The organism is Streptomyces sp. ST2-7A, from assembly GCF_021390475.1.
Taxonomy (GTDB): domain Bacteria; phylum Actinomycetota; class Actinomycetes; order Streptomycetales; family Streptomycetaceae; genus Streptomyces.
The window spans coordinates 1-13,217 of record NZ_JAJUWS010000018.1; the positions used below are offsets into that span (position 1 = coordinate 1).

The window sequence follows — 13,217 nt, forward strand, 5'->3', positions numbered from 1 at the left end:
GTCCGGGCGCCCGGACGGCTCGGCGCCGGGCATCGGCGGTGTCGGTTGCGGATGTCGGGCCTCCTCGCGCGACAACGATCCGCCCGGGCCCGGGACCGGGCCCGGCCGTCATCACCGTGTGCTCGACCGGAGGCGGCCACCCCGGCTCGTCCCCGCTCCCGGCGGGGGCGTCCTCGGCCGGCTCCGACGGCACGGCACGGCACGGGGGTGTGACTCATTCCTCCCGGTCCCCCTCCTCCCGGTCCTCCGGGGTGTCCGCGCGTCCCGCCCTCCGTTCCAGGGTCCGTACGGCTTCGCGCTGGTCCAGCCCCGTCGACCGCAGGATGTCGATCGCCGCCGATCTGATCTGTCCGATCAGCACCCCCGAGGTCAGCGGGCGGCCCCCCGGCGGGATCTCCGAGGCCAGCCGGGCCGCCCGCAGCGCGGCGTCCCGCGCCTCCTCCCGACCGTTGCCCCCCTGCGCCCACCGGCGCAGTTCGCCCAGGGCCACCGCCAGGTCCTCCACCGCGGTGACCAGTCGGGCGTCCACCGGCCGGCCGTGCCGCACCGCGTTGGCGGCGGCGCGGGCCATCGCGCGCACGGTCGCCGCCGTCAACTCCAGCCGGGAGCGCAGCAACGGCATCGGACTCCGGGGATGCAGGGAACGCCTGCGGTTCCCCAGCCGGGCGCTCTCCCGGGCGGTCTCCAACGCCCGGTCCAGGTCGGCCATCCGGTCCTCGATGCGGCCGGCCTCGGTCAACGTCCGTTCCGCCCGTTCGAGGTCGACCCGGGCCAGCGCCTCGCCGATGCCGCACACCACCTCGATGAGGTGGTCGAGGACGGCCACCCCGGCGCGCTCCACCACCCGCCCCGGGTTGGGTCCCAGGACCGAGGCCAGCAGGACGCCGACACCCCCGCCGATCAGGGCGTCGGCGAGCCGGATCAGGGGATTGTTGTCCCCCTGCGGCGCCAGGGCGATCACCAGCACGGCGGCCACCGCCGACTGGTTGACCAGCACGCTCCCGGTGCCCAGCAGCACGGCGGCGGTCATGGCCAGGACGACGGCGGCCCCCAGTTGCACCGGGCCGGAACCGATGAGGTTCACCAGCAGGTCGGCGGCGGTGAGTCCCAACGCGACCCCCACCGCGATCTCGACCGCCCGGCGGACCCGTTGTCCGGCGGCGATGCCGACACAGACCACGGCGGCGATGGGGGCGAAGAACGCCGCCTCGGCGCCGAAGAGCGCGGCGGCGATCGCGAAGGCCAGCCCCGCCGCCAGGCCCGCGAGCAGCACGGCCGGCAGGTAACGGCGCAACCGGGCGAACGCGAGTCCGACCCGGCGGACCGGTCGGACCGGTCCCGCCGCCCGCAGGGTCCGATCGGGACGCGGTACCCGGGCGAGGAGCGAGCGGGGGAGGGGGATGCGGCGGGAGGCCATCCGGCTCACCCGCCCGCACGCGGCCGGACGCCCGGGGCGCCGGGACGGTGTGGGGGACGCGAGCGCATCGACGGTCCTTCGCGGAGCGGGAGCGGGCCGGGTCCCGGGGCGCGGCCGGGGGAACCGGGGGAGGGCGGGTGAAGGGGCGGGTGTGGTTCCGGCATACCAGTCGTCTGTTCCGAAAAGCCGTCGACATGCCGGCGTCCGATCGCCGGGTGTATGGTGTTAGTTACTCACACTGTTATGAACTCACACTTTCGGGAGTGGTCCTCGTGGACGGACGGGAACGCCGGGGAGCGCGCACCCGCGACGCCCTGCGCGCCGTGGCCTTCCGGCTCTTCCTCGCCGAGGGCTACGAGAAGGTGACCGTCGCCCGCATCGCCGCCGAGGCCGGTGTCTCCCACATGACCTTCTTCCGGCACTTCCCCACCAAGGAGGACGTGGTTCTGCGGGACGAGTACGACCCCCTGCTGGAGGAACTCGTCCGCTCCCGACCCGCCGACCACCCCCCGGTGGAACGGATCCGCCACGCGGTCACCACCGCCCTGCCGGAGGTCTACCGGCGGGAGCGCGAGGCCCTGTACCTGCGGGCCCGGCTGATCCTGCGAACCCCCGCGCTGCGGGCCCGAATGGGTGAGAGCGCCGCCTCCTCCTCCCTGGCCTTCGAGCGTGGCCTCACCCCGCCCGGCGAACGACCCCCGCCGTCCGTCCGGGTGATCGCCGCCGCCTGCACCGCCGCCCTGACCACCGCCATCACCCTCTGGGTGGAGGAGGAGGGCCGGAGCGAACTGCCCGATCTCGTCGAGGACGCCTTCGACGCCCTCCTCACCGGCGACGGAGGCCCCTCGTGACGCGTACCGCCCCCGACCCCGTCCCCGGGCGGGCCGCCGGCACCACCCCGACCGGCCCCCCGGCCCGGGCCGCCGATCCCGCCGTGACCGTGACCGGTCTGCGGGTCGTCCACCCGGGCGCCACCGACCCGGCCGTCGAGGACGTCTCCTTCACCGTGGGCCCCGGCGAGGTGCTCGGCCTGCTCGGCCCCTCCGGCGCAGGGAAGTCCACGATCCAGGCCGTCCTCGCCCGCCTGGTGCGTCCCCGGGCCGGAACCGTCACCGTTCTCGGCACCCCCCTGGAGAAGTGGGGCCACGACTACTTCGACCGGGTCGGGGTCGCCTTCGAACTCCCCGCCGCCCGCCTGCGGCTCACCGCCCGCCGCAACCTGTCCGCCTTCGCCGCCCTCCACCGGGTGCCCACCGCCGACCCGGTGGAACTGCTCGCCCGGGTGGACCTCGCGGACCGCGCCGACCACCGCGTCGGCACCTTCTCCAAGGGGATGCGGATGCGCCTGGAGTTGGCCCGGGCCCTGATCAACCGGCCCCGCCTGCTGCTGCTGGACGAACCCACCTCCGGTCAGGACCCCGTGCGCGCCGCCCGATTGCGGGAGGTGATCCGGGCCGAGGCCGACCGGGGCGCCGCCGTCGTCATGACCACCCACGACATGGACACCGCCGACCGCCTCTGCGATCGACTGGCCTTCGTCTCCGGCGGCCGGATCGCCGCCATCGACACCCCGCGTGGCTTCCGCCTGCGCCACGGCCGCCCCGGTGTGGTCGTCGAGTACCGGGAACCGGGGGAGGGGGACGACAGCCGACGCGTCCGACGGGTCCTGGACACCGCCGCACCGCGGACCGCCGAGGAACTGGCCGGTCTGTTGCGCGCCGGCGTCGTGGAGACCCTGCACACCCGGGAGGCGGGGCTGGACGAGGTCTTCGCCGCCCTCACCGGGGACCGGCTGTGACGCCCCGCCGGGGAGGCCCGTCCCGGGCCTCCCGCCCCGACACCCCGCCCACCGGCGCACGGCGCCCCCCGGCCCCGGCGCCCGGCCCCGATGACGGTGACGGTCCGGACGGCGACGCCGCCGTCCGGACCGGGGGCCGATGGGGGACCCGGATCCCGGGCGACGCGCGAGCCGCCCGGGCCCGGGTGGTCGCCGCCCTGCGCCAGGAGACGGGCCTGCTGGCGGAACGCCGGGTGACGCACGTCGCCGCCGGCCTCGCCGCGCTGTGGACGCTGCTGCTCCTCGTCCCCTCCCCGACCACCGCCCGGGCCCTCGGCCCCCACCTGATCTTCCTGGACACCGCCGGCTTCGGCGCGCTCTTCGCCGTCGCCCTGGTGCTGGTGGAGCGCGCGGAGCGGACCGACGCCGTGCGCCGTGTCTCCCCGCTGCGCCCCGCCGAGGCCGCGCTGTGCCGAATCCTCCCCCTGACTCTCCTCACCTGCGCGATGGCGACCCCGATCGCCCTGGCCGCCGCCCGACCGGCCGACGCCGCCGGGGCCCTGCGGGTCGCCCTGACCGCCCCGGTCGCGGTGGCCCCGGTCGCGGTGCTGCTCCTCGCCTGCTGCCTCGCCGCCGGCACCCGGGCCCGCACGCTGCCCGGTGTCGTGACGGGCGCGCTGCCCCTGCTGGCGCCCCTGCTCGTGGTGCCGGTCGCCCATCTCCTCGGTGTCCTCGACCACCCGATCGCGCACGCCGTCCCCACCACCGCCGGTGCCCGACTGATCGAGGCGTCCGTCACCGGCCTCCCGCCCGCCGGCGGGGCGCTCCCCGCACTCCTGTGGGCCTGGCTCTGGGCGGCGATCGCCGTCGGCGTGGCGGCCCGCGCGCTCGGCGGTCCGCCCCCGGCCTCCTCCCGGTTCCCCCGTCACCGCCCCGGGGCCGCCCGTCCGGCGGCGGGACGCCGCGCCGGTCGGGGGACGGGCGGACGGATCACCGCGCTCCTCGGCCTCGCCGGGCCGTTCCGCGACCCGCTGCCCTGGCTGTTGATCCCGGCACCGCTTCTCACCGCCCTGGCACTGCGCCCGTTGTGGCCGGCCGCCGTCGACCTGTTCGCCGACCGGTACGCCATCGACCTCGCGCCGCACGCCCCGACGGTCTTCGCGGCGCTGATCCTGCTGCACGTCCCGATCCTGATCGGCACCGTGATCGCGCTGCGATGGGTGGAGGACGCCGAGGAGGGATTGCCCCGCCTGGTACGGGTGGCCCCGGTGCCGGCTCCGCTCCCGCTGCTGCTGTGGCTCGCGGTGGCGTGGGGACTCTCCCTGCTCGTCCAGGCCGTGGCGATCCCGCTGAGCGGGCTCGCGCCGACGGCCGGCCCCGAATCCCTGGTCGCGGCGCTCCTCGCCGCTTCCCTCGCCCCGCTCGTGGTCGCCGTCGTCGCGGCCACGGCGGGCAACCGGGTGGAGGCGCTGGTGGCGACCAAGACCGCGGGTGCCCTGTCGGTCGGGGTCCCGGTGGCGGCGGCGCTGCTCCCCGCCCCGGCCGGTGCCGCCCTCGCCCTCCTGCCACCCGCCTGGCCCCTGCTCGTCCTCGCCGGGGAGACCGGGAACGCCGGTGGGGCGACGGCGTTCCCCGCCCTCGCGGACCTCGTCGAACGGGTACCGCTGTCGGCCGCGATCGTCGTTCCGATGGGTGTCCTCGCCGGCCTGCTGCTGTGCGTCCCCCCGGCCCGGCGGGCGCTTTCCCGGAGCCTCGCGCCCTCACCCGGATGAGGGGAGCCCGTCCGGGGATCCGCCCCGGGTCCGACCCCTCCCATCGGGCGCGGGCCCCCGGAAAGCGGCGCTCGGGGCAACGGCCCGCGCCGGACGGTGAACACCCCCGGGACGCACCCGGTTGGCGCTCCCGATCCTCTCCGACAGGCACACCACGTGCGTCTCGACCGGCGCACCCCGGGTGCGGCCGGCGACCGATCCCCGTGTTCGACACCCCCGGAGCGCCGGGAACACCTCCCGCTCGCGGGGCGTCGGCTTCGCCGGCCGACCACCGTCGGGTCCCCGCCCGGCCCGGGGATCAGGCCCAGTACCCCGGGGCGACGGCCGTGCTCAGGCCGCCACGACGGGTGTCCAGGCGGGTCAGCTGCGCCACCACCGGCACATCGGAGCGCACCACCAGCCCGTAGGGCTCACCCAGCGGCACCGCCTGCGGGTCCACCAGGTCGTTGATCCGTACGTGCCGCACCCGCCCCGCCTCCACCCGCAGCGGATAGGGGCCCACCCGCTCGCGGTCCTCGTGCAGGACGGTCAGCTCCACCGCCGCCGGTTCGGTGCCGGCGTTGAGCAGACACAGTTCGTCCCGGCTGGTGAACTCCGGTTCCGGCCCCGTTCCCTCCACCGGGATGTGGCCGCCGGGGAAGACCCAGGTCCGGCTCCCCGGGACCTCGAAGGTTCCCGCCGTGCTGCTCATGCCCTCGCCTCCTCGCGGCGCCGCTGCTTCCTCTTCCCGATCCGGTGCCACTCCTCGGAGTCCTCCTCGACCAGCAGGCCCCGCAGGTGGTCGTTGAGGAGGACACCCTCCGGGTCCAACCGGCGCCGCACCCCGCCGAAGGTGTCCCAGCCGGGATACAGCGGACGCAGCTCCGCCGCCTTCAGGGAGTGCTTCTTGCCCCAGTGCGGCCGGCCGCCGAAGTCCCGCAGCACGGGCTCCAGGTCCCCGAAGTACTCGTCGTGCGGGAGGGTGTTGTTCTGCAGCAGCGCGATCGTCATCGTCGGTCGCCCCCCGCAGGTGCTGATCAGCCCGTCGTCGGGGGCGACGGTGCGCAGCAGCACCCGCCACGCCACCGTCCGGCGGTGCCGCGCCCTGATCCGCTCGCGGATCACCCGGAAGCACTCCAGTCCCGCCTCCAGCGGCAGCATGTACTCCATCTCGTCGAACTTCAGCTCCCGACTGTTCGGGATGATCTCGTGGTTGGAATCCGTCTCGTCACGGTGCAGGTGTCGGCCCGGCGGGATCAGGGCGGGGTCGTCGGGCTCGTCGTCGGGCATGTTCAGCGTCCGCACCTGCGCGAGATCGCTGCGCGGGTACCAGTAGAGGTCGAAGTGCCGGTGGGCGGCGGCCAGCCGGTGGAAGTGTTCCAGCGCCCAGTCGATGTGCGTGCACCGGTTCACCCGGCGCAGGTGGTGGTCGGGCAGCAGGCGCAGGGTCAGCGAGGTCATCACCCCCAGGGCCCCGAGCGAGACCCGGGCGGCGCGCAACAGGTCGGGGTCGTGATCCGGGCCCGCGTCCTCGCCGAAGGGCACCACCTCACCGGTCCCGGCGACCAGCCGGCCACCCATCAGGTTCGCCCCCAGGTTGGGCAGCGTGGTGCCGGTCCCGTGGGTGCCGGTGGCGATGGCTCCGGCGATGGCCTGGTAGTCCACGTCACCGAGGTTCTCCATACCCATGTCCACCTCCGCCAGCAACCGACCGGCCTCCGCCAGGCCGGTGCCCGGCAGCAGCGTGCCGCGCAGGGCCTCGCGGTCGTGTGAGACCAATCCGCTCATCCGGTCGAGGGACATCAGCACCTCGTCGGTGGCGAACAGCGGCGTGGAGGAGTGACCGGAGCCCACGGGACGGACGGTCTCCCCGCTCCCGGCCGCCCGGCGGACCCGTTCCACCACCTCCTGCTCGTCGGCGGGGTGGAGGAACTCGCCCGGCGTGAAGCGCAGGCTCCCCGACCAGTTGACGAATTCCCCGGGGGTGTCGGGCATGAACGGTCTCCCTTCGCGATGACGGATGGCGATCGATGTCGGCGCGTCACGCGCGCCCGTGGGGCACCTCCCCTACAACACCGGACTTATGGCGAGAACTGGGAGAAAATACGCGCATCCATGATCGGCGCGAAGAGCACGGCGATGGTGCCCGCCGCGATGGCGAGCACGGCCACGGTCGTCACGCGCCCCCCGGAGGCGGGGGAAATCGGCTCGCCCCTCCGGGATGTCGGTCGGGTATCCACTGATCCAACCGACATACCCGACCCGATATACCCGACGCGTGTGCGAAAGAACCGTGTTCTCCCGTGACGTTCCGGTGACCACCGGCCCCGGGCGGCACACCGCCTCCGGCGCAGGGGAACAGCCGGGGGCGCTGTTCGGTTCACCGCTGTGGCGGATCCCCCGCCCACGGCGCACCGGCCGTCCCTCCCCCCGGCCCTCGGCCGGGGCCCACCGGGCGGCTTCCACCGACTGTCCCGGACGATTCACCGTCCGAACCCGTGAAAGGACGAGAACATGAGCGACGAGACACCCGACCCCGGCACCCCTCCCCGCGTCGGCTTCTGGTTCGACCCCGTCTGCCCCTTCGCCTGGATCACCTCCCGCTGGATCACGGAGGTCGCCCGCCTGCGTCCGATGGACCTGAAATTCCGGGTGATGAGCCTGTACGTGCTCAACGAGAACCGTGAGCTGCCGGAGGGGTACCGCGCCCTGATGGACGCCTCGCTCGGTCCGGTCCGGGTGCTGACGGCCGCCGCCGGGAGTCACGGTGAGAAGGTGCTCCCCGACCTCTACACGGCCATGGGGAACCGCATCCACCCGGGCGGGAACAAGGATCTCCCGGAGGTGGTCCGGGAATCACTCGCGGAGGTGGGTCTGCCCGCGGACCTGGCGGGAGCGGCCGATGACGACGCCTTCGACGAGGAGCTGCGGCGCAGCCACCACGAGGGCATGGACGCTGTGGGGGAGGACGTGGGAACGCCCACGATCCATATCGACGGGGTGGCCTTCTTCGGACCGGTGCTCAATTCCATACCGCGTGGCGAGGAGGCCGTACGGCTCTTCGACGCCGCCCGCACCCTGGCGTCGTATCCCGATTTCTTCGAACTCAAGCGCACCCGGACGGGAGAGTTGAACTTCGACTGAGCGGAGCCGGGACCCGGCGCCGGGGGTATGACGGTCGCGGTGCGACCGTCATACCCCCGGGAGCGTGTCTCTTCGATCGGTTGATCGGACGTGCCTGTTCGATTGACGACCGCTGACGCGATGCGGGACCGGATCGAGCCGCCGATGCCGGCCGATCCGGTCCGTTGGACGACGGTGGGCCGACCACCGGCGGACCCCGGGGGCCATCGACGCGATGCCCTGCTTCTCCATCGAAGTCACCGCGAGGAATCCACCGATGCCATGGGGGCCCACCAGGGGTTGGAGAACAAGCTAGCCCGAACGGGGGGCGAGGAGGAGTCCGAGCAGGGCGAAAGCCGAGCCGGCGAGCATCAGCACCGCCGGAACGGGCTCCCGTACCCCGATGGCGGTGATCGCGGCCGCGACCATGCAGGCGATACCCGTCTGCGTCATTCCCCTGCCGAACCTGCCGATCGCCGTGTTCGCCTGGTGCACGATCATCCTCCGGGTCCTCGGAATCACCTGTGTCGGCCGTGCGCTTTTCCTCTTCCGCTCCCCACTCCGGGGCGGGACGCCCGATGCGGACGGGGGAACACCCTGCCCGATCCGCACGGGATTCGCCTCCGCATTCGTTCTTCCGGGCGTCTTTCCGGAGCGCCGGAGGATATGCCCGGGAGGCAGGGACGCGAAAGAACGCGTGATCGTACAGGAATGTGCGGCAGGGGGCATCCGGACCGTGTCGGAACCCGGATTCCGGGGCGCGCGGAGCGGATGACCGGGCGGATCGTCACGCCGGCGTCCGCCGACCGGAACCCCGTTCCGGAACACCCGAGCCGGTGGGGTGGTGGTTTCCCCGTACCCCCGGAATTCCTCTCCCGGGCACCCGCCGCCCCGGTCATCCGGCCGACCGGGGCCCGGTCACCTCTCGGCCATCGGCTCCTCGCCGGGAAGCAGAATACCCATCAGATCGGTCAGCACCTCCGAGACGATCACCGGTTCCAGATCACCGAACCGCGGATCGGCTTCCCTCTCCGGCCGGTCCCCACCCGGGGAATCGGCCAACCGCACGGCTCGCAGGGAGCATTCCGCCACCGGCCCCGGCTCCCCCGGTGGGGGACTCTCCTCCGGGTTGATCACCACGTATCGCCCCGGACCGACCCGGCGGGAGAGCCACCGCTCCACCCCGTGGTCCGAGGGCTCGCCGCGTTCCCAGCCGCGTCGGGTGAGCTCCGCCGGCGCCGCCGTCGACACCCGCACCCCCTCGAACCGCCGCAACCGCGAGGCCCGTTCCTCCCCCGGCCACAGCCGGTGGATCGGCCGCGCCAACTGGGGAAACGGCTGAAGTGTTCCGACGGCGCCGAACCGCGCCCGCCACACGGGCAGTTCCTCCCCCAACTCCAGGGGGTGCGGCAGACGGATGACGGCGTGCCCGCCCAACTCCACCGGCCGACCGTACGCGTCGACCCCGGTGCCGCCGGGCCCCGGCCGGAAGGACACGACCCGTTCCCGGCCCCCGTGGCACTCCTCCCGGCCCTCCCAGACCAGGCGCCGCACCGCGTGCCCGAGCAGTGGGTGCTCCGCGAGGTACCGGTGGAACTCCGCCCGGGACCACCGCCGCCCCTCCACCATCTCCCGCTCCCAACGGGCGAGCCGCTCGACCGCCACCGTCCGTGCCTCCCGGCGCAGAGCGGTGAAGCGACGGTGCTCCGACCGGGCGCCGGGATCGTTGTCCCGCGCCCCCGGTTTCGGTGGTGCCGCCCACCGGTGTCCCGTCCCGTCCACGACGAACGGCGTCAGCCGTTCGTCGAAGCCCACCACGAAGCGTCGCCCGCCGTGGTCGATGACGGTGCTGCCGTCCGCGTCCAACCCGAGGTCGGGAACCAGACGGTCCGCCAACTGATCGTCGGACAGACCCAGGCCCGCCGCCACCTCGACCATCCGCTCCCCGGCCCGCCGGCGCGACGCCGCGAACCGACCGCGCGGGGAGAGCCCGTGCAGGGCGCGCAACGCCTCCTCGGTGCCGATCGCGGTCAGCGCGTCCAGCCCCTGCACCGCCCGGTGGTGACCGCCCTCCCCGGGCCAGACGTCGATCAGCGGCACGAGCAGACGCACCGTGCCCTCGTCGCCCAACACGCCGAGGGCGGCCATCACCCACCCCGCCGCGGGAGGCATCCCCATCAGCCGCCACCGCTCGAACAACGCCTCGACGAAGGCCCGCGGGCGAGCCGGGCTCGCAGGCCTCCACCAGCGCGACACGGTCCACGGACTCCGCCCCCGCGTCGGCCCGACCGGCCCCTGCGAGCCGGCGCAGCAACAGCCGCGTCGCGGCGTGCGGGAGGGGGCGGCCGTCGCGCAGCACCAGCCGGGGGAGCGTCGCCGGGTGGACCCACACCTCCCCGCCCGCCGTCGCGTCCGACGACCCGCCGCGGGTCCCGCCACCGGGAGGGCCGGGCGGCCCGGGTGGACCGTGCGGTGCGGGGGAATCCAACAGACAGGCGGGAACGGCGGACTCCGGAGCCTCCGGCCGGTGCGGTGAGGTGGGAGACGGACGACGCACCACCGCGAGCGCCCCCGCCGACAGGCGGGGGGCGATCCGCTCCGCGAGACCCGGCCGCGCCCGCAGGGCGCAGGCCAGGAAGCCCTCGGCGACCGCCCTCCGTTCCGGGGACGCCCCGGCCGCGCCCCCACCGGCCCCCGGTGCTCCGGACCTGTCCCCACTGCCGGATCCCCCCGCTCCGACGCCGTCCCGCGCAACGGCCTCGGCCAGGGCCGTCGCCGCCGCCACCGGATGGCGCGCCACCATGCCCATCAGGGCCCGCCGGGCCGCCACGTCGCGCGCCCCGACCGTCGCGTCCAACAGGGTCTCCACCGCGCCTCGGGAGGGCAGCTCCCCCAGCAGGTCGAGGACCGTGCCCATCCGCCGGGCGTCCGGCGAGGGATCCGCGACGATGCCGGCGAGCACCGGCACCAACTCGGTGCCCACCCGGTCGGCGACCGTGGCCAGCAGCTCCGGCGTCCAGCGGTACGGCGCCAGGTGGGCCCGGGCCCCGAGGGCCGCCAGGTGTTCGGGGGTGCCCACGACGCACAGCCGCATCTCGTCCAGCACCGGGCATCCGCCCGGCCGGGACGCCTCCGCGCAGCACTCGGCGGCCCAGCCCGCCCGGTCCGGCAGCAGGTACGAGGCGACCACCCGACGCCCCGGTGTGGTGCGCATCGGCGCCAGCGCCCGCGCCACCGCCTCGCGGGTGTCGGCATCGGCGACGGCCAACAGACCGCGCAGCCGACGGGCTGCCGGGAGAGCGGAACGCCGGGCATAGCCGTCACCGGGGAAACCGGGGGTTCCGACGGCCACCAGTGCGGTGTTCCGGCCCTCCCCGCCCTCCCCGTCCTCCCGCTCGCGGTGGGGGTACATCTCGAACTGTTCGACCACCGACCGGGCGGCGAAGGCCGGGCCGTGCTCCAGTACCCGGGCGTCCACGAAGTCCGCGTGATCCCCGTCCCGCCCCACCGGGGCGGCGGTCACCGCCGCCAGCACCGCGGCGCCGATCGGGTCCGCGCCGCCCCCGAGCGTCGCGACGGCCGCCGCGCACCACGCGGGAACGCTCCGCGGGGCGGTGAGGAACTCCTCCAGCCGGTCCCGCCCCGCGGTCACCCGCCGGGCGACGGCGACCGGGGCCCCGACTCGGGGCGGCGCGGGCCGCCGGTACACCGCTCCCGCCCGGGGCAACGCCCGTCCCAGCCACACGGCGGGGAGCGTTCCCGGTGTCCCGGTCGGTCCCCGGCGCGTCTCCGTCGTCGGGTCCGTCCGCCCGGTCCCCACCGGACGCGCCGCTCCGCCTGCCACCGGTTCCCCCGTCACCCCGGCCCCTCCCCGTCCGCGTCTCGTCCTCGGGCGCCGCGCACCCCTCGATCGGCGTCACCGTAGCCCCCGGTACCGACAATTCCCGGTCACGACCGATGCCGGAGGTCCGTCGCCGGAGGGGACGGGGCGGATCCGGACAGCGGCCCGGAAGCCTCCGCATCCGGGGGCACGGATCGGGGCCCCGTCCGGGGAGGATCGGCCCCGGGACCGCCGAGCCGGATCACCGACCTTCCCGGGCGGGGTCCCGACCACCGGCCCCCGCCCGGGAAGGTCGGCGCACGCCGGAACCTCAGCGGACGACGGCCTGGATCTCCTCCACCTCGATGTCCTGTGGGGTGCTCACGGAGCCGTCCGGCAGATCGCCGCCGGCCCCACCGGAGCCCACCCAGGAGACGTCCCAGGTGAGCGTCGCCAGCAGTTGGTGCGGCCCGCCGGAATGGGTGGCCCGCAGGTAGGTGACCCCGCACGGCGGGGGTTCCTCCGCCCGCCCCGCCCGGTACGGCTCACCGATGGTGCCGTCACCGGCGATGCCGCACTCGCCGGAAGCCGGATGGGTCACGGCGTCCCGCGTGCCGGGGTCGATGGTGAGCCGGTCGGGTTCGGCGGTGGTCGTGGCCCAGATGTCGTACCCGACGACCCGGGCGGTCACCGAGACGGGTGCGGTGGAGGAGCCCTCGGTCCAGATCCAGGTCGGCAGGTTCACGATCTGGTGATCGGCGTCCTCGGGGTTGAGGGCGATCTCGGTGTCCGGTACCCGGGTGTGCTCGTAGGCCAGGCCGGCCAGGAGTTCCGGTGTCGGAACGCCGGGCAGGGGCGGCGGGGCCTCACCGAAGGGCACCCAGAACCACGGTTCGGAGCAGGCCAGTTTGCCCTCGTGGTCGTCGGAGGCCGTGTTGATGAAGCTGCCCCACCACATGCCCTCCTCCTCGGCGTCGAGGTTGAAGTTGACCCCGCCCTCCTCGCCGTAGTTCTCCCGATACCAGTACACTGCCTCGGCCTTGCCGGAGTGCAGGGGGCTGTGCAGGTAGTCGAGATAGTGCTGCTCGAATTCCTCGGGGGTGTACTCGGGGGCGTAGTAACAGGCCGGCGGGGACCAGTTGGTCGAGGTCGTGGAGAAGGAGCCCCCGCTCCCGCCGCCCCCCTCGATCACGATGCCGGGCAGGGGTCCGTTCCCGCGCCCCGCCCCGGCCCCGATGTTCCGCCCGTCGGACTCGCCGTGGACGTTTTCATCCCCGAATCCGTCGTCCGCCCCCGCGATCCCGGAGAATCCCCACAGCGTCATGGTCG

11 protein-coding genes are annotated in these 13,217 nt (G+C 74.7%); 5 read left to right on the forward strand and 6 right to left on the reverse strand.

All coding sequences use genetic code 11. The features are described from left to right. Positions 1 to 214: 214 nt before the first annotated feature. A complete protein-coding gene (locus tag LZF96_RS12805) occupies positions 215 to 1,417 on the reverse strand; it encodes an FUSC family protein (protein ID WP_233870530.1) in 1,203 nt (400 codons plus the stop codon). Between the two features lie 263 nt (positions 1,418 to 1,680). On the opposite strand from LZF96_RS12805, the gene LZF96_RS12810 reads away from it, so the two are divergent. The 3 genes from LZF96_RS12810 (at position 1,681) to LZF96_RS12820 (ending at position 4,966) form a co-directional block, all read left to right on the forward strand. Next, complete coding sequence (locus LZF96_RS12810) at positions 1,681 to 2,268, forward strand: TetR/AcrR family transcriptional regulator (protein ID WP_233870533.1); 588 nt, start codon at positions 1,681 to 1,683, stop codon at positions 2,266 to 2,268. Continuing rightward, the gene (locus LZF96_RS12815) at positions 2,265 to 3,215 is read left to right on the forward strand and encodes an ABC transporter ATP-binding protein (protein WP_233870536.1); all 951 of its coding nucleotides are present in this window, start codon (positions 2,265 to 2,267) and stop codon (positions 3,213 to 3,215) included. The genes LZF96_RS12810 and LZF96_RS12815 overlap by 4 nt, the downstream gene beginning before the upstream one ends. Positions 3,216 to 3,400: 185 nt before the next feature. Further along, complete coding sequence (locus LZF96_RS12820; RefSeq protein ID WP_233870783.1) at positions 3,401 to 4,966, forward strand: hypothetical protein; 1,566 nt, start codon at positions 3,401 to 3,403, stop codon at positions 4,964 to 4,966. A 298-nt stretch (positions 4,967 to 5,264) separates the two neighbouring features. Here LZF96_RS12820 and LZF96_RS12825 read toward each other — a convergent pair whose 3' ends face one another. Beyond that, complete coding sequence (locus LZF96_RS12825; protein ID WP_233870539.1) at positions 5,265 to 5,657, reverse strand: sensory rhodopsin transducer; 393 nt, start codon at positions 5,655 to 5,657, stop codon at positions 5,265 to 5,267. Next, positions 5,654 to 6,940 carry a D-arabinono-1,4-lactone oxidase gene (locus LZF96_RS12830; RefSeq protein WP_233870542.1) on the reverse strand — a complete coding sequence of 429 codons (1,287 nt, stop codon included), beginning with the start codon at positions 6,938 to 6,940 and terminating at the stop codon, positions 5,654 to 5,656. The genes LZF96_RS12825 and LZF96_RS12830 overlap by 4 nt, the downstream gene beginning before the upstream one ends. A 519-nt stretch (positions 6,941 to 7,459) precedes the next feature. Here LZF96_RS12830 and LZF96_RS12835 point away from each other — a divergent pair. Then, the gene (locus LZF96_RS12835) at positions 7,460 to 8,089 is read left to right on the forward strand and encodes a DsbA family protein (RefSeq protein WP_233870545.1); all 630 of its coding nucleotides are present in this window, start codon (positions 7,460 to 7,462) and stop codon (positions 8,087 to 8,089) included. Positions 8,090 to 8,380: 291 nt separating this feature from the next. On the opposite strand, the gene LZF96_RS12840 is transcribed toward LZF96_RS12835, so the two are convergent. After that, complete coding sequence (locus LZF96_RS12840) at positions 8,381 to 8,563, reverse strand: hypothetical protein (RefSeq protein ID WP_233870548.1); 183 nt, start codon at positions 8,561 to 8,563, stop codon at positions 8,381 to 8,383. A 423-nt stretch (positions 8,564 to 8,986) separates the two neighbouring features. Then, the gene (locus tag LZF96_RS12845) at positions 8,987 to 10,324 is read right to left on the reverse strand and encodes a DUF4132 domain-containing protein (RefSeq protein ID WP_233870551.1); all 1,338 of its coding nucleotides are present in this window, start codon (positions 10,322 to 10,324) and stop codon (positions 8,987 to 8,989) included. Positions 10,325 to 11,016: 692 nt separating this feature from the next. Between LZF96_RS12845 and LZF96_RS12850 the strand changes: the two genes are divergently transcribed. After that, entirely contained in the window at positions 11,017 to 11,385 is a 369-nt protein-coding gene (locus LZF96_RS12850; RefSeq protein ID WP_233870554.1) for a hypothetical protein, read from the forward strand. 834 nt (positions 11,386 to 12,219) lie between these two features. Here the strand turns inward: LZF96_RS12850 and LZF96_RS12855 are convergent. Continuing rightward, positions 12,220 to 13,212 (reverse strand): hypothetical protein, encoded by a 993-nt coding sequence (locus LZF96_RS12855; protein ID WP_233870557.1) that lies wholly within the window; start codon positions 13,210 to 13,212, stop codon positions 12,220 to 12,222. Positions 13,213 to 13,217 lie beyond the last annotated feature (5 nt).

What these genes read in the sequence shown, in the direction of transcription:
- LZF96_RS12805 (WP_233870530.1), bottom strand. Translation starts at nt 1,417, where the DNA reads ATGGCCTCCCGCCGCATCCCCCTCCCCCGCTCGCTCCTCGCCCGGGTA.
- LZF96_RS12825 (WP_233870539.1), bottom strand. Translation starts at nt 5,657, where the DNA reads ATGAGCAGCACGGCGGGAACCTTCGAGGTCCCGGGGAGCCGGACCTGG.
- LZF96_RS12850 (WP_233870554.1), top strand. Translation starts at nt 11,017, where the DNA reads ATGCCGGCGAGCACCGGCACCAACTCGGTGCCCACCCGGTCGGCGACC.
- LZF96_RS12835 (WP_233870545.1), top strand. Translation starts at nt 7,460, where the DNA reads ATGAGCGACGAGACACCCGACCCCGGCACCCCTCCCCGCGTCGGCTTC.
- LZF96_RS12830 (WP_233870542.1), bottom strand. Translation starts at nt 6,940, where the DNA reads ATGCCCGACACCCCCGGGGAATTCGTCAACTGGTCGGGGAGCCTGCGC.
- LZF96_RS12855 (WP_233870557.1), bottom strand. Translation starts at nt 13,212, where the DNA reads ATGACGCTGTGGGGATTCTCCGGGATCGCGGGGGCGGACGACGGATTC.